Origin of the sequence: Falsiroseomonas algicola, from assembly GCF_011040385.1 — a bacterium.
GTDB lineage: Bacteria > Pseudomonadota > Alphaproteobacteria > Acetobacterales > Acetobacteraceae > Falsiroseomonas > Falsiroseomonas algicola.
The window spans coordinates 1-16,358 of record NZ_JAAIKB010000002.1 but is presented as its reverse complement, the minus strand read 5'-3'; the positions used below and the strand labels follow the sequence as shown (position 1 = coordinate 16,358).

Below are 16,358 nucleotides of genomic sequence, written 5' to 3'. Positions count from 1 at the left end.
CGCTCCCCCGGCCGCCTTCGTCACGCCGTTGCGGGCGAGATCAGCGGAGCACGATCTCGACGCGGCGGTTCTGCGGCTCGCGCACGCCGTCGGCCGTCGCGACCAGCGGACGGCTCTCGCCGAAGGCCTGGACGCTGATGTTGCCGCGGGCAACGCCCTGGCGCTCCAGCTCGCTCGCCACCGCCGCCGCGCGACGCTCGGACAGGCGCTGGTTGTACTGCGGCGTGCCGGCGCGGTCGGCGTGGCCGGCCACCTCGATCCGCGTGGTCTGGACGCGCGTGGAGTTCTGCGCGGCGTCCGCGATGATCTGGCGGGCACGGTCCGTCAGGTCGGCGCGGTCGAAGTCGAAGAACACCAGGTAGGTGCGCGCGGGCGCGGGCGCCTGCACGACGGGCGCGGCCGGGGCCACGACCGGGGGCGGCGGCGGCGTCTGGCCGAAGGCGTAGCGGATGCCGAGCAGGATGGAGTGGTTGTAGTTCTCGCTGCGCGTGTCGCCGCGGGAGACCGTGAAGGAACCACCGCCGCTGCTGGTGTCGAGCTTGTGCTCCAGCGTGCCCATGAAGCGGTATTCCGCCGTGAACGCCAGGCCCGGGGCCCAGGCGGTCAGCGGCACGGAGGCGCCGGCGATCGCCTGGTAGGCGAAGCGGCCATCGGTGCCATCGGTGCGGACCTGGCCGCCCAGGACATTGGCGCGGACGTTGTCGAACTCGCGCCAGACATAGCCGGCGCCGACGCCGACATAAGGCTGGAAGGAGAAGCCGCCGAAGTTCAGGCCGAGGTCGAAATCGTACAGCGCATTGGCCATCACGCCGTAGCTGCGCGCCTTGCCCGTGGCGTTCGTCGTGCCGCCGAAGCCGCTGATCTGGTCGACCTCGTTCTCGCGGTAGCTGCCCTCGATCTCGGCCCGCACGCCGTTGCCGAAGCCGTAGCCGAGGCTGACCACGCCGACCCAGCCCATGTCGAAGGAGATGTCGCCGCGGGTGCTGCGGCCGCTGGCGGCGAGGGACTGGCCGAGCTGGCCGGTCGCCGAGAGGTCTGCATCCTGCAGCCAGTTCACGCCGGCGCCAGCGCCGATATAGAGGCCATTCACCTGCTGGGCCTGGGCCGCCGTGAAGGGCAGCGCCAGCAGCGTGGTGGCGAGGAGGGTTTTCCTGAGGCTCATAACATCTCTCCGAGGGAAGGCCGGACGGGCTGGCCAGCGGCCTTGCGAGCCACCGTGTCCGCTGGTCCCAACGCGGTTCCCGGGAAAAGTCGCCAAGGCGAAAAATGATTCGGGAGGGGTGTGGCGAATTGGACACAGGGCGGGGTGGCCGCCTTGTAACACACCGCGACGCGCCCGGACCGACACTTAAGTAAACTAAGCTACAATCCGAAACTGGCGTAGTTGGCTTAGATGACTTAAGGTAAGCCCATGCGCGACCCAGCCCTCGAAGCCCTGCTGACCCAGCGGGGCGCCGTCACCCGTATCGCCACCGCCCTCGGCATCTCCACCGCCGCCGTTTCCCAATGGAAGCGCGTGCCGGATGACCGCGTTGCCGAAGTGGCGCGTGCGCTTGGCGTGCCGCCCACCACCATCCGGTCCGATGTGCCGGAGGTGCTGCCCGAGTCCCCACGCCGCGAAGGATTTTCGAGAGTCATGGCCCAACGGATCCCGCTGCGACGCCGGCGCCGGACGAAGATCATCGCGACGCTGGGGCCGGCCTCGTCCTCCGCCGAGGTGATCGAGCGGCTGTTCCGCGCGGGGGCCGACGTGTTCCGGCTGAACTTCTCCCACGGCTCCCACGCCGATCATGCGGAGCGCATCGCCATCATCCGGGCGCTGGAGCAGAAGGTCGATCGCCCGATCGGCATCCTGGCCGACGTCCAGGGCCCGAAGCTCAGGGTCGGCAAGTTCCAGGGCGGGCGGGTGCAGTTGCAGACGGGGCAGAAGTTCCGCCTCGACCTCAGCCCCAACCCCGGCGATGTCCGACGCGTGCAGCTGCCGCATCCCGAGATCATCGAGGCCGCCGGCATCGGCACCACGCTGCTGCTGGATGACGGCAAGCTGCGGCTGCGGGTGCTGCACAAGCGGGAGGACCACCTGGAGACGGAAGTGGTCGTCGGCGGCGCGCTGTCCGACCGCAAGGGCGTGAACGTGCCGGACGTGGTGCTGCCGATCCCCGCCCTGACGGAGAAGGACCGCGCGGACCTCGACTTCGTGCTCGAGCAGGGCGTCGAATACATCGGCCTCAGCTTCGTGCAGCGGCCGGAGGACGTGATCGAGGCCAAGCAGATCGCGGCCGGGCGGGCCTGGATCATGGTCAAGATGGAGAAGCCGCAGGCGGTCGAGAACCTCGACGCCATCGTGTCGCTGGCGGATTGCGTGATGGTGGCGCGCGGCGACCTCGGCGTGGAATGCCCGCCGGAGGAGGTGCCGCTGATCCAGAAGCGCATCGTCCGCACCGCCCGCGCCGCCGGCAAGCCGGTGGTGGTGGCGACCCAGATGCTGGAGAGCATGATCACCGCCCCCTCCCCCACAAGGGCGGAGGCCTCGGATGTCGCGACGGCGGTGTTCGATGGCGCCGATGCGGTGATGCTCTCCGCCGAGACGGCGGCCGGGCAGTTCCCCTATGAGGCCGTGAACATCATGGACCGCATCATCGCGCGGGTGGAGAGTGACCCGGGCTGGCGGACGCTGACCGATGCGGAACGCCCGGCGCCCGAGAAGACCAGCGCCGGCGCCATCGCCGCCGCGGCCCGCCAGGTGGCGCAGACCATCGAGGCGGAGGTGATCGCGACCTTCACCTCCACCGGTTCCACCACGCTCCGCGTGGCGCGGGAGCGGCCGTCCTGCCCGATCCTCGGCCTCACCTCCTCGCTCCAGACCTCGCGCCGCATGGCGGTGGTGTGGGGGGTGCATCCGCTGGCCTCGGTGGAGCCGCATTCGATGACGGACATGGTCGCCAAGGCGATCCGCGCCGCCAGCCAGGAAGGCTTCGCGAAGCATGGGGACGAGGTGGTGGTGACGGCGGGCGTGCCCTTCGGCACGCCGGGCACGACCAACGCGCTGCGCGTCGCGATCGTCAAGTAGAGCCGGCTTGACGCCAGCGGGCGGCGCGCCTTCCCTGCGCCCCGCCTGCCAGGAGCCACGCCGATGAACGCCCGCCGCCTCGCCCTCGCGCTGCCGATCCTTGCCGCCATGGCCAGCCCGGCAGCGGCCCAACGTGCAGGGCTGTATGACGTGACAGGGACGAACCTGGATGGCACCCCCTACACGGGGCAGGCACAGATCCGGGCGGCCGGGCTTTCGTCCTTCGTCATTGCCTGGCGCATCTCCGGCCAGGTGGTGGAAGGGGTCGGCTTCGCCTCCGGCCGGACCATCGCGGTTGCCTATGGGCTGTCCCAGCGCCCGGGGCTCGGCATCTACACGCTGAATCCGGATGGCAGCATGGATGGGGAGTGGACCATCGTCGGCGCGCCGGCCAATGCGCGGGAGCGCCTGGTGCCGCGAGATCCCGCGCCCGCCACGGCCGCGCCAGCCGCGCCCGCCCCGGCGCCCGCGCCCGCGCCGAACTAGCCGCGCCGCGCGCGCTTCTCCGCCGCCAGCAGCGCGGCCTTGCGGGGCACGCCCCAGCGATAGCCCGTGAGGTCGCCGCTGGCGCCGACCACCCGGTGGCAGGGGACGACGAGGGAGACCGGGTTGCGCGCGCAGGCCCGGGCGACGGCTCGCGTGGCCGCCGGGGCGCCCATCTCGGCGGCCAGGCCCGAATAGGTGCGGGTTTCGCCCAGCGGGATCGCCACCAGCGCCTGCCATACCCGCCGCTGGAAGGCGGTGCCGCGGAGGTCGAGCGGCAAGGCGAGGGCGGCCTTCGGTTCCTCGATGAAGGCGGCGACCTGGCGGATGGTGTCGGCCAGCGCCTCGGGCGCTTCCTCGATGCGGGCCTGCGGGAAGCGGGCACGGAGGTCGCCCTCCAGCGCCTCCTGCGGTTCGTTGAAGCCGATGAAGCAGATGCCGGCCTGCGTGGCGCCGACCAGCAGCGGGCCCATGGCGCTGTCGGCGCGGGCGATGCGGATCACCTCCCCCTGCCCGCCGCGGCGCGCGGCGCCGGGAGTCATGCCCAGGTGCCGGGCGGTATCCTCATAGACGCGGGATTCGCTGCCGAAGCCGGCGCCGGCCACGGCATCGGCCACGCGTTCCCCGGTGGCGAGCGCGGATTGCAGGCGGCGGGCGCGCACCCCCTCGGCATAGGATCGCGGCGTCACGCCGGTGATGTCCCGGAACATCCGGAGAAAGTGGTGGCGGGCATAGCCGGCGCGGGCGGCCAGCGCCTCCAGGCTCGGGATGGTCTCCGATTCCTCGATGAGGGCGCAGGCGGCGGCCACGGCGTCCGCGTGCAGGCGGGCGCGGTCGCCCTTGGGGTCGCATCGCTTGCAGGCGCGGAAGCCATCGGCCTCCGCCGCCGCCGCATCGGCATAGAAGCGGGTGTTGCGGCGGAGCGGCGGGCGGGAGGGGCAGCCGGCCTTGCAGAACACGCCCTGGGTCGTGACGGCGTAGAGGAAGGGTGCGCCGGCAAGGCCGGGATCGCGGGACAGCACGGCCTGCCAGCGCAGCGCATCGGGATCGGGCATGGCGTCGGGCATGGGAGCCTCCGGAGGTCGGTGGCCGGATGTGACGCCATCGGGCGCGCCGGGACCATCCGCGGATTGCGCTGGCGTGGAGAGAAGCGACACCGGCTGAACGCTACAGCGGATTTAGCCGATTTAGGACTTTTAGCACATTTAGTGCGTGATTCGGAGCCGAAGAACGGAACCCAGCGCTGCCGGCAAAGCCCCCAGGCGGCGACCCTCCCCCCGCGTCGCGGGGAGAGGGTGCAGGGCAGGCCATCGCAGGAGGGGGAAGTGGCGATGGTGATCGGAACATAACAGGAACGAACGCCGGCATGCCAGCGTTTTTCGTGCCCCGCGTAGGTCCTACAGGGCGTCACCCTCCGCCCGGCGCGCCAGTTCCCGGCGCCGCTCCGTCCCCCCCGGCATCCGCGGGTGCAGCGCCAGCGCGGCATCCAGGCTGCGGAGCGCGCCGGCCAGGTCGCCCGCTTCCTCCTGCAACTCCGAAAGCTGAAGCAGCGCACCGAAGTGGCGGGGCTCGAGGCGCAGCGCCTCCCGCAGGTCACCGGCCGCCGCGACGCGATCGCCGAGGCGCGCCTGGGCGCGGGCGCGCAGCAGCCAGGCATCGGCGGCGCCGGGGTCGAGCACCAGGGCGGCGTCGAAATCCTCCAGCGCCTCCGCAGCCTCATTGCCCTGGAGGTTGCGCATGCCGCGGCGGAGCAGGAGGCCGGTGGCGGGAGAGGCGGCTTGGGCCCAGAGGGCGCGGATGCGGGTTTCCACCAGCTGGCCGCCCTGGATGTCGGGGGCGGTCTTCAGCGCCTCGAACAGCCGGTCGAGTTCGGCGCGGCGCGCCTCCGCGGGGTTCGGCCGGCCGGCAGGCGGCGAGGCCGCGGGCGGTGCCGGTTGGGCCGCGAGCGGCGCGGCGACCAGGGCCAGGGGCAGCAGAAGGAGACGACGCATGCCGGCAGAATTCGGCATCCCGCCGGCCGGGCGCAAGCCTCGGCTTGTCGGCGCTGGTGCGGCTGCGTAAAGGCGGGCCATTGCCGGAGGAAATCCCACATGACGACACGACGCATGATCCTGGGCAGTGCCCTGACCCTGCCGCTTGGCGGCGCGGCGGTCGCGCAGCCCGCCTGGCCGGAACGGCCCGTGCGCTTCGTCGTGGCCTTCGCCCCCGGCGGTTTCGCCGACCTGATCGGCCGGATGCTGGGCGAGTATCTCGGCGAGATCTGGCGCCACCCCGTGGTGGTGGAGAACCGGGGCGGTGCGGGCGGCAATGTCGCGGCCCAGCAGATCGCGCGCGCCACGGCGGATGGCTACACCGCGCTGGTCACCACCGGCGCCTTCGCCATCAATCCGAGCCTCTCCCGCGCCCCCGGCTACCGGCCGGAGGAATTCGCCGTGGCGGGCGTCGTCGCCGGCACGCCGAACCTGTTCGTGGTGCGGGCGGACAGCCCGGTGCGGACGCTGCGGGACCTGGTGGAGTTGGGGAAGCGCCGGCCGATCAACTACGGCACCGCCGGCGTGGGCGTGGCGGCGCATCTCTCGGCCGAGCTGCTGTTCAAGCGGGAGGGCGGCGTGGATGCGCAGCACATCCCCTTCACCGGGGCGGGGCCGGCCATGCTGGCGCTGCTGGCGGGGACCGTGGACATGGTCGCGACCTCCCTCCCCTCCGCCGTGTCGCAGGTGCAGGGGCGGCAGGCGCGCGGCCTGGCGGTGACGAGCGCCACCCGCAACGCGACGATGCTGGACGTGCCGACGGTGGAGGAGGCGGGCTTCGCGCCGATCATCGATGTCGCCTGGGTGGCGGTGCTCTACCCCGCCGCGGTGCCGCCGGCGGTGCTGGCCAGGGTGAATGCCGACATCAACCGCGTCATGGCCCTGCCCGCCTTCCAGCAGCGGCTTGCGGCCGCGGGCTTCGACCCGATCGGCGGCAATGTGGAGCAGGCCCGCGCCTATGTGGCGGAGGAGGTGCGCAACTGGCGCGAGGTGGTGCGCACCATCGCCATCCAGATCGACTGAGGCCCCCATGCTGATCCAGACGCCGGATGGCATCACCCTCTCCGCCGACCTGCTGGGCGAGCCCGGGGCGCGGACCGTTTGCCTCGTGCATGCGCTCGCGGCCGATAACGGCCTCTGGGCGGAACAGGTGCCGGTGCTGCTTGCCGCCGGGTACCGCGTGCTGCGGGTGGAGTTGCGCGGCCATGGCGGGAGCCAGGCGACCTCTGGCGCCTACACGATGCGGCTGCTGGGCGACGATTTGGCCTTCGTGCTGCGGCGGCTCGACCTCGGCCCGGTGGATTATGTCGGCCTCTCGCTTGGCGGCATGAGCGGCCAGGCGCTGGCGCTGGACCATCCGGGGCTGCTGCGCAGCATCGTCATCTGCGACGCGCTGCCGGAATCGCTGCCCAACGCGGATGCCATCTGGGGACCGCGGCTGGCGGCGGTGCGGGCGGCGGGGTCGGTGCGGCCGGTGGCGCAGGCGACCATCGAACGCTGGCTGACGCCCGCCTTCCAGGCCGCAAACCCGGCCCGCTTCGCGGAGATCCTCGGCACCATCGAGGCCACGACGGCCGAGGGCTATGGGGGCTGCGTCGAGGCCATCATGGCCTTCAGCCATGTCGCCCGCCTGCCGCAACTCTCCATCCCCGCCCTGATCCTCTGCGGGGAGGATGACCACGCCGTGCCGCCCGCGGAGGGCGAGCGGATCGCGCGCCTGGTGCCGGATGGGCGCTTCATCGCGGTGGAGGGCGCGCGCCATCTGCCGAATGTCGAGAAGCCCGGCGACTTCAACCGGGTGCTGCTGGAATGGCTCGGGCGGTGAGGGCGCTGTTGCGCCCGTGATTCGCGAGGGGCGCTGCCCCTCGCGCTCCCCGCCGAGGGGCAGCGGCCCCTCGGAACCCATGAGATTGGTCGGAAGGCGGGAGAGGGGCGCGGAGCGCGCGCTTGTTCAGCGCGACCGCGGTGCCCCTCTCCCGCCTTCCGATAAAACCTCGCGGTCCAGGGTCCCGCCGGACCCTGGCAGGGGGTGCAGGGGGACAGCGTCCCCCTGCGAGCCACCCGCGCGACATGGCCATCACCGCCCCAAGGCGATCCCCGCAACCCGGACGATGTCGCGGAACTTCGCGAGCTCCGCCGCCAGGAAGGCGCGCGCTTCGGCCGGGGTGTTGGGCGCGGCGGCGTCCACGCCGGCGGTGGCCATGCGGTCGCGGACCTGGGGCTCCGCGAGGGTGGCGTTCACCGCCTCGTTCAGGCGGGCGACCAGCGGTGCGGGCAGGTTCCTCGGGCCGAGCAGCATGTTCCAGGTGGTGACGTCGAAATCGGCCAGGCCGGATTCGGCCAGGGTCGGGATCTCCGGCATCAGCGGGTGGCGCGTGCGGCCGCTGATGGCGAGGCCGCGGGAGGTGTTGTCGCGGAGGTGCGGCGTGGCGGAGGCCAGGACCTCGCAGGACCAGTCCACCTCCCCGGCCGCCATGGCGGCGAGGACCTGCGCGCCGCCGCGATAGGGAATGTGCTGGGAGCGCAGCGAACCGCCGGCGCCGCCCGCGCGGGCCATGAAGTACTCGCCCGTGAGGTGGCCGATGCCGCCGGCGCCGGAGGTGGCGAAGGACAGGCGGCCGGGTTCGGCCCGCATGGCGGCGATCAGGTCCTGGATGGTGCGGAAGCGCGACCGCCCCGGGACGACGATGACCATGGGGCCACCCCCGAGGATGGCAATCGAGGAAAAATCCTCCAGCGCGTCGTAGGGGGTGGTCTGCGGCAGCGCGGCGGGGTTGGTGCCGTGGGAGGAGGCGGTCGCCACCAGCAGCATGTAGCCATCGGGGTTGGCGCGCTTGACGACATCGGCGCCCAGCGATCCGCCGGCACCGGCGCGGTTCTCGATGATGAGGCGGGCATTGGGGCCGAGCTTCGGCGCCAGGCGCTCCGCGATGATGCGGGCCGCGATGTCGGTGGAGCCGCCCGGGGTGAAGGGGACGATGAGGGAGACGGGACGCTCCGGCCAGCTGCCCTGGGCGAAGGCCAGGCGGGGCGTGGCGAGGAGGCTGGCGGCGGCGATCAGGGCGCGGCGGCGCATGGGTTTCCTTCCGGCGTTGTTGCGGCGGGAGGAAGCGGGGCGCGCCGGGACTGTCAAGCTATCCGGGCTGGCGGGACTTCTTCTTCAGTGCGGTGGTGACGGCGGGGGGCGCTTCCCCACCCGCCATCCAGTCCAGCAGTTCCACCGTATGGACCGTGGGCATGGCGCCGCCCGCGAGCTGGGTCAGGCAGCCGATATTGCCGGCGGCGATCAGGTCCGCGCGGGTGCGGTCGAGGTTGGCGAGCTTGCGGTCCCGAAGCTGCCCCGCGATCTCGGGCTGCAGGATGTTGTAGGTGCCCGCGCTGCCGCAGCAGAGATGGCCCTCCGCCGGTTCCTTCACCGCGAAGCCGGCGCGCTTCAGCAGATCCTTCGGCGCGGCGGTGATCTTCTGGCCATGCTGCAGGGAGCAGGCGGCGTGGTAGGCGACGGTCAGGCCGGGGGCGGCGCGCGTCGGCGCATAGCCGAACTTCAGCAGGGCCTCGGAGATGTCCATGGCCAGCGCGCTGACCTTCGCGGCACGCTCCGGCCAATCGCCCGCCTCCGCGCGGAACATGAAGCCGTAATCCTTCACCGTGGTCCCGCAGCCCGAGGCGTTGATGATGATGCCGTCGAGGTCGCCCGCCTGCGTCCAGGCGGCGATGTTGGCGCGGGCCAGCGCCATGGCGGGGTCATGGTGGCCCATATGGTGGTCGAGCGCGCCGCAGCAGCCCTGCTCGCGCGTCACCACCACCTCGATCCCCATGCGCGTCAGCAGGCGGATCGTGGCCTCGTTGATGGAAGGCGCCAGCACCTGCTGCGCGCAGCCCGTCAGCAGCGCGACACGGCCGCGCCGTTCGCCGACGGCCTTGTGGACACCCGGGCGGTCGAGCGCGCTCGGCCCGGGGACATGGCCGGGGGCCAGCTTCAGCATGGCGCGGAGACGCTGCGCGGTCATCGACGCGCCGGGGACGAAGCGGGCGAAGGGCCGGCCGAGGGAGGCGCCGATCAGCGCCAGGCGGAAGCGCGCGGGATGCGGCAGCAGGAAGGACAGCAGGCGGCGCAGCGCGCGCTCGGCCTTCGGGCGTTCGTAGGTCTCCTCGATATGCCGGCGGGCGTGATCGACCAGGTGCATGTAGTGGACGCCCGACGGGCAGGTCGTCATGCAGGACAGGCAGGAGAGGCAGCGATCGACATGCTTCACCACCTCCGGCGTCGCCGGGCGGTCATTCTCCAGCATGTCCTTGATCAGGTAGATGCGGCCGCGGGGGCTATCCAGCTCATCGCCCAGCAGGGCGAAGGTCGGGCAGGTGGCCGTGCAGAAGCCGCAATGCACGCAGGTCCGGAGGATGCGGTTGCTCTCCGCCGTATCGGGGTCGCGGAGCTGTTCCTCGGTGAAGCTGGTCTGCATGCCGGCGCGTTCCTCTCTGGGGGCGAAGATGGGGCCTGGGCGGCTGGCGGGGAAGCGCTTGGCACGCGCGTTGCGAAATTGGTCGTGTCGGAGGACCCGACTTGCAACTTGCAACGCAGGATGCCGTTTTCATGACAGTTTTCAATCGACGGTCTCGCGCCGGCCGCGTTATCATTGCGGCATCGGAGGAACGCAGAATGCGGAACGACCAAGGCCGGCACAGCCCGGTGAGCGCGCAGCCCATGGCTGAGTCGCGGATTGCCTGGATGGGGCCGGTGGAGGCCGCGCGGCAGGAGGCACTTCTCCGGGTCAATGGCGGCGTGAAGGCGGATCGGCGCGAGGGTGACCGGCGCCGGGGCGACCGCCGGGACCAGGCGGCGCGCTGAGGCGCCGCTACGGCCAGGCCGCCTCCGCATCCAGCGGGAAGACGGGGCGCGGCAGGCCGGTGAAGGTGAAGCGGGAGAGCACGGGGCTGACCAGGCCGGGGGCATCGACTTCCCAGGTGCGGTCCGGCGTCGCGTAGAGGTCGAAGCCCGCGCGGAAATGGCCGCGCGACTTCACGACGATGGTGCGGGCGGCGTCCACATCGACGCCGAGCAATTCGAGCATCGCGGGGTCCTGCAATTGCCGGCGGAGCGATCCGACGGCGAGCAGCAACCCGCTGCCCTCCAGTTCGAGCAGCGCCGAAGGGCCGAGGGTGAAGGCGCGGCCGGCAAGGCCACCGCGGCGGCCGACTCCGTGACCATCGGAAAGGGTGCGCACACGGGCCATGGCGCGGAAGGTTTCCGCGAACGGGGATGGGGCGGCATTGGCCACGGCCTCGATCCGCGCGCCCTGCCCGGCCGCGTGGCAGGTGGCGGCCAGAGCCGGGTCCACCAGCACACCGAAGACCACCCCCCGCGCGCCGGAGGCGTGCAGGGCCGAGAGCAGCGCGGTGGTGTTGCCGCCGCCGCCCCCGCCGGGATTGTCCGCGACATCGGCCAGGATCAGGCTCGGGCGCGCAGGGTCGGCGCCGGTCGCGACGGCCTCGGCCACCGCATCCTCGATGCTGGTCAGGGTGCGGGAGAGGGCGGCGCGGTTCTCCCAGATCCCGCGCGCCAGGGCCTCGGCCGCCGCGCGGGCCTTGGCCCCCTGCCCCGCCCGCGCCGTCGCCCAGACGCACAGGCCGCATTTCGGGATGTCGGTATAGGCGAAGCCGCCGGTGACGGAGATGCCGAGCAGGTCGGCGTCCGAGTCGCGCATCGCGACCCCCTGCCGGATGGCGTCGGCATAGGGCGATCGCTCGGCGGTCAGCAGCGTGACGGTGGGCGGTGTCAGCGGCAGGCGGATGAAGTGGGTTTCCGGCCTCTCGCACGTCGCCAGCAGGTGGCGGATGGCGTCGGCGGCCTCCGCGGCGCGGTCGCGCATGTCCACATGCGGGTTGGTGCGGTAGCCGATGAGGAGGTCGGCCAGCGCCACCTGGCGGTCGCTGACATTGCAGTGGAGGTCGAGCGTGCCGACGATGGGCACGTCTGGGCCGAGGCGCTCGCGCAGCAGGGCCAGGATGGCGCCATCGGTGTCCGCCTCCTCGACCGACCGGCTGGCGCCGTGGCTGCCGACATAGACGGCGTCGATGGGGCCGGCTTCATCCAGGCGGCGCGCCAGGCGCGCCAGGAAATCGGGGAAGAGGCCGGGCTCCATCATGCCGCCGGGGGGCGCGCTGATCATGATGAGGGGAACGGGCTCCCACGGCCCTGTCTCGTCCATGCGGCGGTAGAAGCCGGGCACCTCCGCGGGGGTGGCGGAGACGGCGGCGCGGCCGGCCTCGGTGATCGCGTCTCCCTCCACCCAGGACAGCGCCTCGAAATCGGCGCGGGTGGTAAGGGGGGAGAAGGCGTTGACCTCCAGGTGGAGGCCGCAGATAGCAACGCGCGGTGTGGTCACTGCCCCGCCCTCATGCGGCCGGGGTTGAACAGGCCGGCGGGGTCCAGCGCCGCCTTCACCCGGGCGGCGATGGCAGCCAGCGCGGGAGCTTCCGGCGGGATGACGGCGACGGCGGCGCGCAGCGGTTCGGGGGCGCGGAACAGGGTGTAGCTGCCCCGGGCGGCGATGGTGGCGGCGAGGACGGCCTGGTGCGCCTCCTCCGTCGCAGGTCCCGCCACCCAGACCAGGCCGCCGCCCCAATCCAGCAGCAGCCGCGCGGCGAAAGCCTCCTGCAGCGCCGCGACCAGCGCCGGCGCGGCGGAGGGGCGGATGGAGAGGCGCCAGATGGCGTGGTCCGGCCCGCCATTGATGGGATCGGCGTCGCGGATGGAGCGCCAGAGCAGGCGGGATTCCGGCGCCTCCACCATCGAGACCTCGCCGAAGCGCGCCAGGTCCTCCCGCAGCCGGGCTGCGCGGTAGGTGACGGATTCGGCAAAATCCTCGAGCCGCAGCAGGGCGGTCGGGCCCATCGGCAGCAGGGCGGCGCCGGTGATGCCATAGGGGCTGGTGAGGCCCGCGCTCAGCGCGCGGATGCCGGTGGCGATGTCGGGCACGGCGACCTTCAGCGTCGCCGTGGCTTCCGTGGCGGGCAGGACCTTCATCGTGATCTCGGTGAGCACGCCGAGCGTGCCGTGGCTGCCCGCCAGCAGCTTGCAGAGGTCGAGCCCCGTCACGTTCTTCAGCACGCGCCCGCCGCTGCGCACCACCTCCCCGCGGCCGTTCACGAAGCGGATGCCGAGCAGGTGGTCGCGGATGGAGCCGGCATTGATGCGCCGCGGGCCGGAGAGGTTGGTGGCGACGATGCCGCCGATAGTGGCGGGCTGGCGGACGCCGAACAGGGCGTGGGTGTCCGGCGGTTCCGGCGCCAGCATCTGGCCGCGCTCCGCGAGCGTCGCCTCGATCTCCGGCAGCGGCGTGCCGGCGCGGGCGGAAAGGACCATCTCCGTCGGCTTGTAGAGGGTGATGCCGGAGAGGTTGCGGGTGGACAGCGTCTCCGCCGCCTGGACCGGGCGGAGCAGGCCGCGCTTCGATCCGTTGCCCTCGATGGCCAGCGGTTCGCGGGCGGCCAGGACGGCGTCGACGATGCCGGCCTCTGTATCCGGGGCGTTCACTGGGGCAGCGCTTCCAGCGGGAAGACCTTGTGCGGGTTCAGCAGCCAGGCGGGGTCGAAGGCCGTCTTGATGGCGCGCTGCTGGGCCAGTTCATGCGGCTGGAACTGGACATGCATGAGGTCCCGCTTCTCCACCCCCACGCCATGCTCCCCGGTCAGGCAGCCGCCGACCTCGACACAGAGCTTCAGGATGTCGGCGCCGAAATCCTCCGCGGCGCGGAAGCTGGCGGGATTGTTGGCGTCGAACATGATCAGCGGGTGCAGGTTGCCGTCCCCGGCATGGAAGACGTTGGCAACCTGCAGCCCGTATTGGGTGCTCATCTCCCCGATCCGCTTCAGCACGAAGGGGAGCTCCCCGGTCGGGATGGTGCCATCCATGCAGAGATAGTCGGGGGAGATGCGGCCGACCGCGCCGAAGGCGCCCTTGCGGCCCTTCCAGATCGCCATGGATTCCTCGGCGGACGTCGCGACCTTCAGGCTGATCGGATCGAAGCGCGCGCAGATCTCCTTGATTCGGGCCAGGAGAAAATCCTGCTCGGCGACGCTGCCCTCGACCTCGATGATCAGCATCGCTTCCGCATCCAGCGGGTAGCCCGCATGGGCGAAGGCTTCGCAGGCATGGATGCAGGGCTTGTCCATGAATTCGAGCGCCACGGGGATGATGCCGCTGCCGATGATGGCATCGACCGCGGCGCCGGCGATCTCCGTGCCCTTGAAGGCGGCGAGCATGGCCCGCGCCCCCTCGGGGCCGCGCAGGATGCGGACGGTGACCTCGGTGACGATGCCGAGCATGCCCTCGCTGCCCGTCATCAGGCCGAGCCAGTCATAGCCCGCGGTGTCGAGGTGGTCGCCGCCGACCTCGACGATCTCGCCTTCCGGCGTCACCAGCTTCAGGCCCAGCAGGTTGTTGGCGGTGACGCCGTATTTCAGGCAATGCGCGCCGCCCGAGTTCATGTTGACGTTGCCGCCGATCATGCAGGCGAGCTGGCTGGACGGGTCGGGCGCGTAGAAGAAGCCCTCATGCTCCACCGCCTTGGTGATGCCGAGGTTGGTGACGCCGGCTTCCACCACCGCCAGGCGGTCGTCGAAATCGATCTCCAGGATGCGGTTCATGCGCATCAGGCCGATCACCACCGCATCGGCCAGGGGCAAGGCGCCGCCCGACAGCGACGTGCCGGCGCCGCGGGGGACGACGCGAATGCCGTTCCCGTGGCAGTAGCGCATGACGGCGGCCACCTGCTCCGTCGTGGTGGGCAGCACCACCGCCAGCGGCGGCTGGCGGTAGGCGGAGAGGCCATCGGTCTCATAGGGCTTGAGGCGCGTCTCGTCGCCGATGACGCCCTCCCCCGGCACCAGGGTGCGGAGTGCGGCGATGATCGCGTCCCGCCGCGCGAGGATCTCGGGCTTCGGGGGCGGCAGCGGGATCATGGCGACCTCGGACGTGTCATTGCCACGAAGATGGCCGTGCGCCCGGCTTGCGGCAAGCAGGCGGGCATGCGTCCCCCCTGGCGCCGCGGTGCCAGGCATGCCTCCCTTGATCCTTGCGTAACCGGTCCGTGGCAGGACGGGGGCGCCAACAGGGACAGGAGGCACCATGAAGACCAGGATCATCGCGGCGGCGCTGCTCGGGCTGCCGCTGCTGGCCACGCCGGCCGCGGCGCAGCGCGCCGGCTTCTATGTGGTGGAGGGCGCCGGGGGCGACGGGTCGCGCTATTCCGGCACCGTGCAGTTCACGCCGACGGGGCCGCAGACCTGGCGCCTGTCCTGGCGCGTGGGGGGCGAGACCATCAATGGCATCGGCGTGTCCAACGGCAAGATCCTCGCCGTGGGCTACAGCCAGGGCGGCACGCTCGGCACCGTGCTCTATGAGATCGCGCCGGACGGGTCGATGCAGGGCATCTGGACCGCGGGGCGCGAGGGGGGCCTCGGGACGGAGCGGCTGACGCCGCGCTGACGGCCTGCCCCGACCCAAGCGGACAACGGAAAGCCGCGCCGGGTTGCCCCGGCCCAACGGACAACGGAAAGCCGCGCCGGGTTGCCCCGGCCCAACGGACAACGGAAAGCCGCGCCGGGTTGCCCCGGCGCGGCGATCAGAACCCCACGAAAGCATCCCGGGCGCGATGGCCCGGGGCGCGCAGCCTCAGCCCTGGCGGGCCTTCAGGCGCGGGTTCTTCTTGTTCAGCACGTAGACGCGGCCCTTGCGGCGAACCAGGAAGCAGTTCTTGTCGCGGGTCTTGGCGGTCTTGAGGCTGTTGCGGATCTTCATGGTCGTGGTCCTGGTGGGGTGCGGCGGGATAGGTGGCGGAGGCCGAACTGTCAACCTCGGGCCCTTCATCCACAGCCCCCGAAGCAGGGCGAAATGGTTCGGGGGCAGGGTCGCGATATCTTCTTGCGCGCGGGTCCGATGACCGACCCGGCCGAGGAGAAAGAGAATGGGCGAGATGGCGTCAACGGGCCTGGAGGGCGTGCTGCCGGGCGGGTTCAATGCCTCCCTGGAAACGCCGAAGGACCCGGCGGCCCTGGCCAAGCTGAAGGAGGCCTGCGCCGCCGCCTACAAGGATCACCCGAATTCCTGCTCCCACGCCGTCAACGCCATCGTGCGGACCGTGCTGGGGATGAGCGAGCAGGCCTGGCCGCAGCGCCAGGCGAACGACCTGGTGGCCTTCCTGACGCAGAGCACGGATTGGACGGAGGTGACGCTGGACCGCGCCTATGAGCTGGCGCTGCAGGGCGTGCCGGTGGTGGGCGGCAAGGCGGAGACGGGCACGAATGGCCACGTCATCATCGTCTATCCCGGGCTCCGCAAACCGCGCGGTGGCTATGGCTACACGGACAAGACAGGCGCCGCGAAGACGGTGGCGGTGAAGGGGTCCTACCCGCTGGCGCTGTCCACCTCGCTGGGGTCCTGGCCCGGGGCGCGGAGCAACGGGGACAAGACCGTCTGGGACCCCTGGGGGAAGGACGCATCCTTCGAGCTGGTGAAGTTCTGGGCGCCGGCCAAGAGCGCGAGCGGGAAGCCGGATGTGAGCGCGATGCTGCGGAAGGGGGGAATGCGATACGGGTAGGGATTGGGGCGGCACGCCCCCCTCACCCAACCCTCTCCCCCCTCAGGGGCTAGTAGATTCACACATCTGCATAGGTCTGGAGGGTTTTGAGAGCGGCTTTGCCGGCCTGGAAGTGGGTCCATCCGTCGAGCATGACGATAGGACCTGGCTTGCCGTAGTAGCCGGTCCAGCCGC

General features: G+C 71.6%; 16 protein-coding genes. 7 read left to right on the top strand and 9 right to left on the bottom strand.

Translation table 11 applies throughout. From position 1 onward, the window contains the following. Positions 1–40 precede the first annotated feature (40 nt). Positions 41–1,162, bottom strand: a complete 1,122-nt coding sequence (locus G3576_RS05405; RefSeq protein ID WP_164693341.1) for an OmpA family protein — start codon at positions 1,160–1,162, stop codon at positions 41–43. A 474-nt stretch (positions 1,163–1,636) separates the two neighbouring features. Between G3576_RS05405 and pyk the strand changes: the two genes are divergently transcribed. Together pyk and G3576_RS05395 are read left to right on the top strand one after the other, a co-directional pair. After that, a complete protein-coding gene (pyk, locus tag G3576_RS05400) occupies positions 1,637–3,070 on the top strand; it encodes a pyruvate kinase (RefSeq protein ID WP_164693944.1) in 1,434 nt (477 codons plus the stop codon). A gap of 63 nt (positions 3,071–3,133) precedes the next feature. After that, positions 3,134–3,556, top strand: coding sequence for a hypothetical protein (locus tag G3576_RS05395; protein ID WP_164693340.1), 423 nt, complete (start codon positions 3,134–3,136; stop codon positions 3,554–3,556). On the opposite strand, the gene ada is transcribed toward G3576_RS05395, so the two are convergent. Together ada and G3576_RS05385 are read right to left on the bottom strand one after the other, a co-directional pair. Next, positions 3,553–4,620, bottom strand: a complete 1,068-nt coding sequence (gene ada, locus G3576_RS05390; protein WP_328728496.1) for a bifunctional DNA-binding transcriptional regulator/O6-methylguanine-DNA methyltransferase Ada — start codon at positions 4,618–4,620, stop codon at positions 3,553–3,555. The genes G3576_RS05395 and ada overlap by 4 nt on opposite strands. A gap of 330 nt (positions 4,621–4,950) precedes the next feature. After that, positions 4,951–5,544 (bottom strand): tetratricopeptide repeat protein, encoded by a 594-nt coding sequence (locus G3576_RS05385; RefSeq protein WP_164693339.1) that lies wholly within the window; start codon positions 5,542–5,544, stop codon positions 4,951–4,953. A gap of 99 nt (positions 5,545–5,643) precedes the next feature. Here G3576_RS05385 and G3576_RS05380 point away from each other — a divergent pair, with 99 nt between their 5' ends. Both G3576_RS05380 and G3576_RS05375 read left to right on the top strand, forming a co-directional pair. After that, complete coding sequence (locus G3576_RS05380; protein WP_164693338.1) at positions 5,644–6,606, top strand: Bug family tripartite tricarboxylate transporter substrate binding protein; 963 nt, start codon at positions 5,644–5,646, stop codon at positions 6,604–6,606. 7 nt (positions 6,607–6,613) lie between these two features. Beyond that, on the top strand, positions 6,614–7,408 hold the full coding sequence (locus G3576_RS05375) for an alpha/beta fold hydrolase (protein WP_164693337.1): 795 nt from the start codon (positions 6,614–6,616) through the stop codon (positions 7,406–7,408). Positions 7,409–7,660: 252 nt separating this feature from the next. Here G3576_RS05375 and G3576_RS05370 read toward each other — a convergent pair whose 3' ends face one another. Both G3576_RS05370 and glcF read right to left on the bottom strand, forming a co-directional pair. Beyond that, positions 7,661–8,659 (bottom strand): Bug family tripartite tricarboxylate transporter substrate binding protein, encoded by a 999-nt coding sequence (locus G3576_RS05370; protein WP_164693336.1) that lies wholly within the window; start codon positions 8,657–8,659, stop codon positions 7,661–7,663. Between the two features lie 58 nt (positions 8,660–8,717). After that, a complete protein-coding gene (gene glcF / locus G3576_RS05365) occupies positions 8,718–10,046 on the bottom strand; it encodes a glycolate oxidase subunit GlcF (RefSeq protein WP_164693335.1) in 1,329 nt (442 codons plus the stop codon). Positions 10,047–10,288: 242 nt separating this feature from the next. Between glcF and G3576_RS05360 the strand changes: the two genes are divergently transcribed. Beyond that, entirely contained in the window at positions 10,289–10,432 is a 144-nt protein-coding gene (locus G3576_RS05360) for a hypothetical protein (protein ID WP_164693334.1), read from the top strand. Between the two features lie 7 nt (positions 10,433–10,439). On the opposite strand, the gene G3576_RS32505 is transcribed toward G3576_RS05360, so the two are convergent. The 3 genes from G3576_RS32505 to G3576_RS05345 are packed head-to-tail and all read right to left on the bottom strand — an operon-like array spanning position 10,440 to position 14,547. Next, entirely contained in the window at positions 10,440–11,969 is a 1,530-nt protein-coding gene (locus G3576_RS32505; RefSeq protein ID WP_164693333.1) for a M81 family metallopeptidase, read from the bottom strand. Then, a complete protein-coding gene (glcE, locus tag G3576_RS05350) occupies positions 11,966–13,120 on the bottom strand; it encodes a glycolate oxidase subunit GlcE (protein ID WP_164693332.1) in 1,155 nt (384 codons plus the stop codon). The genes G3576_RS32505 and glcE overlap by 4 nt, the downstream gene beginning before the upstream one ends. Continuing rightward, entirely contained in the window at positions 13,117–14,547 is a 1,431-nt protein-coding gene (locus G3576_RS05345; protein WP_164693331.1) for an FAD-linked oxidase C-terminal domain-containing protein, read from the bottom strand. Before G3576_RS05345 ends, glcE begins: the two co-directional genes overlap by 4 nt. Positions 14,548–14,713: 166 nt before the next feature. Here G3576_RS05345 and G3576_RS05340 point away from each other — a divergent pair, with 166 nt between their 5' ends. Further along, on the top strand, positions 14,714–15,073 hold the full coding sequence (locus tag G3576_RS05340) for a hypothetical protein (protein ID WP_164693330.1): 360 nt from the start codon (positions 14,714–14,716) through the stop codon (positions 15,071–15,073). Between the two features lie 186 nt (positions 15,074–15,259). Here G3576_RS05340 and ykgO read toward each other — a convergent pair whose 3' ends face one another. After that, entirely contained in the window at positions 15,260–15,385 is a 126-nt protein-coding gene (gene ykgO, locus G3576_RS05335) for a type B 50S ribosomal protein L36 (RefSeq protein ID WP_092961043.1), read from the bottom strand. 175 nt (positions 15,386–15,560) lie between these two features. Here ykgO and G3576_RS05330 point away from each other — a divergent pair, with 175 nt between their 5' ends. Next, positions 15,561–16,184: a hypothetical protein gene (locus G3576_RS05330; protein ID WP_207622674.1), complete on the top strand. Its 624-nt coding sequence runs from the start codon at positions 15,561–15,563 to the stop codon at positions 16,182–16,184. Positions 16,185–16,358 lie beyond the last annotated feature (174 nt).